Consider the following 3,947-nt stretch of genomic DNA (forward strand, 5'->3'; position numbering starts at 1 on the left):
AGAACTAAATCCTTTCAATAATTATTTGTCTAACTTTTTGGGGTCAGTACAAATTTAAAGCTTTTTTCTTTTTTGCTTATCTAAAAAATATTGCGATTGCTAGAATCCAGTTAAGAACAGAATCTACAAGTCCTACGATGTTGAGAATTTTTTCTGTTTTATAGTCCAGTCCAGATTCTTTTTGGTATGAAAAAGCCAAGACCAATCCTATGATCCCCAAAATTAGACCTACTATTGGAGATAGCAAACCAAGGACGATAGATAAGATACCTAAAATAAGTGAAGGTTTTTTCTTTTGTTGTGAATTCATATTACAAAATCTCCTTAAAATTAATATAAATGATAATACCATAAAATGCTAGCTTTATCTATCATTCGACAGTTTTTTACAGAATGTTAGCTAGTCTTGACCTTCCCGTTCCAAGAATCCAATCCATAAGAAAGGATATAAATATCAGAGAAACCTTGTTTTTTCAGATAGAGAGCTGCATTGGTCACTCGTTGTCCACGTTGATTTTCGTAGAGAAGGACAGGTTTATCCTTGCGAAGGGCTGCAAGGCTTGACTTCAACTGATTTGAAGGAATATTACGAGCTCCGAGGATATGTTTTCTGTGAAATTCTGCTGGTTCACGGACATCAATCAATTGCCCTTTCCGAATCAAGGCTTCAAATTCTGCATTATCCACAATCTTAGCCGCATGACGAATACGAAGGTAGTTATACCCCATCCATACCGCCATCGCCAATACAATTCCCCAAACAATCCAAATTGTCATAAGTTCTTATCTCCATTTTTCTCTATGTAGTCTAATTCTATCTTGTGCTCTCTACGAAGAACAGCTTCCGCCTCTAGATAGTCTAGCTTGTCCATCAGACCTGCATCATAGATCCGAGAGAGTTCGAGCTTCATCAGTTCAATATCATACAAGCGCTTCCCCATGTAAACAATAATGCCAAACTGTTTAAGAAATTGCTGCACATCATAGAATGTTTTCATAGCTTCCATTTTAGCAGATTCTAGACTTTTTTTCAATACTGGACAGGCTCTTTCCCCCTATTTTCTTCGTCTTCATTGCCCATTCTTCCGCAAGTATGGTACAATAAAAACATGAGAATTCAACAACTACACTATATTATCAAAATCGTCGAAACTGGCTCTATGAATGAGGCAGCCAAGCAACTCTTTATTACCCAACCCAGTCTCTCTAATGCCGTTCGAGACTTGGAAAATGAAATGGGCATTGAAATCTTTATCCGCAATCCCAAGGGCATTACCTTGACCCGTGATGGGATGGAGTTTCTCTCTTATGCCCGTCAGGTTGTCGAGCAAACTCAGCTTCTGGAGGAACGCTATAAAAATCCTATCGCCCACCGCGAACTTTTCAGCGTTTCCTCTCAGCACTATGCCTTTGTAGTCAATGCCTTTGTCTCTCTGCTCAAGAAAAGTGATATGGAAAAATACGAGCTTTTCCTTCGTGAAACTCGGACTTGGGAGATTATCGATGATGTCAAGAACTTCCGTAGCGAGGTCGGTGTCCTCTTTTTAAACAGCTACAACCGCGATGTTTTAACGAAAATGCTGGATGACAACCACCTCTTAGCTCACCACCTCTTTACCGCGCAACCGCATATCTTTGTCAGCAAGACCAACCCTCTAGCTAAAAAAGAAAAGGTCAAACTGGCTGATTTGGAAGACTTCCCGTACCTCAGTTATGACCAGGGGACGCACAACTCCTTCTACTTTTCAGAGGAGATTCTTTCACAAGAGCACCACAAGAAATCCATCGTAGTCAGTGACCGTGCCACCCTCTTTAATCTTTTGATTGGTTTGGATGGTTACACCATTGCAACAGGGATTTTGAACAGTAACCTCAACGGAGACAATATCGTTTCCATTCCACTGGACATTGACGACCCTATTGAACTAGTGTATATCCAGCATGAAAAAACCAGCCTGTCTAAGATGGGCGAACGCTTTATCGAATACTTACTAGAAGAAGTTCAATTCAATAATTAACAGGAAAAATGAAAAAGGGAAAAAGAAAAAGTTAGGAAATAAAAAGTGAAAAAGATACTACTGACCAGTGCTTTAATCCTTTCAATCGTAGGATTAGCACCCGCATCCGTCTTAGGAGAAGAAAACACATCTCAATCCACATCTGCTGTCAAGGAAGCAATTGCCAAAGAAGAAAAGAAAGAATCAAGTGTTGAGGAAAACTCTAAATCAGAGGTTCTTCCGAAAGTAGATGTGCAAGAAGACAAGCCCAAAAAAGAAGGATGGTACCAAGAAAATCATCACTGGCGCTTTTACCAAGATGATAAGCCTGCTTTGAACTGGAAACAAATCCAAGGCAAATGGTACTACTTCGATCAAGATGGTAATCGTCTTCATTCTACTATCTACAAAGGCTATGCCTTTAACCAAGATGGTATCATGATAGAAAATAGCTGGACCAAACTGGACAATCAATGGTACTATGCTGATTCCTCTGGACGTCTAGCTCAGAACATCTGGAAAAAAATTAACGGTTCTTGGTACTATTTTGATCAAACTGGAAGTATGCTCAGCAACACCGCCGTTGACGGCTATCTTCTCACAAAAAGCGGAGCTATAGCAGAAAAGGGCTGGACTAAATTAGACCAAATTTGGTATTATGTCGCTCCTTCTGGAAAGATCTCACAGGATAAATGGGAGAAAATCAACGGTTCTTGGTACTACTTTGACAAAGAAGGCGGAATGCTGAGTGCGACAACCTTCAAGGGCTACCTCTTCAACCAGAGTGGAGCTATGGCAGAAAACAACTGGGTCAAAATCAAGGATACTTGGTTCTATGCGAACGGATCAGGGAGATATATCCGAGACAACTGGCAAAAGATTCAGGGTTCCTGGTACTCATTTGACCAGAATGGTGGAATGCTAGCAGACAAATGGAAAGAAAGCTACTACCTTAAAACCAGTGGAGCCATGGCGGAGAATGAGTGGATCTTCGATAAAGCCTACAAGAGCTGGTTCTATCTAAAAGCGGATGGCCGTTATGCAAATCAGGAGTGGATTGGAGCATACTACCTCAAGTCAGGTGGTTACATGGCAAAGAGCGAATGGATTTACGATAACTCTGACAAAGCACGCTACTACCTAGATGATAATGGGCATTATGTTTCAGGAACTTACAAGATAGACGGTAAGGAACACCTGTTCCAAAAATACGGCCAATGGATTTCTGAAGTTTCAACTGAAGGCGGATTTACAAAAGGACTATACAGCAATATCATTTTCCTAGACCCTGGGCATGGTGGTCGAGATTCAGGTGCCTTTTACTACAATGTAGCTGAAAAAGATCTCAACATGCAGATTTACCGTAAGCTTCGTACTAAGTTGGAAGAACTAGGCTACAAGGTCCTCACTTCTCGTGATAGCGATATTGACGTTGATTTTGTTACCGAACGTTCTCGTATGGTTAATAAGACCAACTCTGATATTTTTATCAGTATTCACTTCAACGCTACTGGTAATACCTACTCAAAAGCGAGCGGTATTCAAACCTACTCCTATAGCGATGAACCTGATTATCCAAGTAAGATTAATAAATACTGGCACAATCACCCTGATCGTATGAGTGAAAGCAAACGCCTCGCCGCTGCCATCCACTCCTCTCTTCTAGCAGAAACAGGAGCTAAGGACGCTGGCTTATTGGAGAGCAGCTATGCTGTACTACGCGAAACAGCCAAACCAGCCGTTCTCCTAGAACTTGGTTATATGGATAATTTTTCCGAAAACCAACAAATCAGAGATAGCCACTACCAAGACAAACTGGTCGCAGGCATCGTAAAGGGGATCCAAAAATATTACGCTGGTCAGTAAAAAAGTCTCGAGAAATCTCGAGACTTTTTATGGCTCTATAATATCTGTAGTGGGTAAAAACCACTATGGAAATTATGGAGCTTT

5 protein-coding genes are annotated in these 3,947 nt (G+C 40.7%); 2 read left to right on the forward strand and 3 right to left on the reverse strand.

Annotated features, from left to right (window positions below; all coding sequences use genetic code 11):
- Positions 1–76 precede the first annotated feature (76 nt).
- The 3 genes from Q4A91_RS09260 to Q4A91_RS09270 all read right to left on the reverse strand — a co-directional run bounded on the left by Q4A91_RS09260 (position 77) and on the right by Q4A91_RS09270 (position 1,007).
- Positions 77–310 carry a DUF4190 domain-containing protein gene (locus tag Q4A91_RS09260; RefSeq protein WP_303214226.1) on the reverse strand — a complete coding sequence of 78 codons (234 nt, stop codon included), beginning with the start codon at positions 308–310 and terminating at the stop codon, positions 77–79.
- 86 nt (positions 311–396) lie between these two features.
- Positions 397–777 (reverse strand): rhodanese-like domain-containing protein, encoded by a 381-nt coding sequence (locus Q4A91_RS09265; protein WP_303214228.1) that lies wholly within the window; start codon positions 775–777, stop codon positions 397–399.
- On the reverse strand, positions 774–1,007 hold the full coding sequence (locus Q4A91_RS09270; protein WP_044135604.1) for a YqgQ family protein: 234 nt from the start codon (positions 1,005–1,007) through the stop codon (positions 774–776). The genes Q4A91_RS09265 and Q4A91_RS09270 overlap by 4 nt, the downstream gene beginning before the upstream one ends.
- A 102-nt stretch (positions 1,008–1,109) precedes the next feature.
- Here Q4A91_RS09270 and Q4A91_RS09275 point away from each other — a divergent pair, with 102 nt between their 5' ends.
- On the forward strand, positions 1,110–2,018 hold the full coding sequence (locus Q4A91_RS09275; protein ID WP_303214230.1) for a LysR family transcriptional regulator: 909 nt from the start codon (positions 1,110–1,112) through the stop codon (positions 2,016–2,018).
- A 45-nt stretch (positions 2,019–2,063) separates the two neighbouring features.
- On the forward strand, positions 2,064–3,863 hold the full coding sequence (locus Q4A91_RS09280; protein ID WP_303214232.1) for an N-acetylmuramoyl-L-alanine amidase: 1,800 nt from the start codon (positions 2,064–2,066) through the stop codon (positions 3,861–3,863).
- Positions 3,864–3,947 lie beyond the last annotated feature (84 nt).

Origin of the sequence: Streptococcus sp. (assembly GCF_030528045.1) — a bacterium.
GTDB lineage: Bacteria > Bacillota > Bacilli > Lactobacillales > Streptococcaceae > Streptococcus.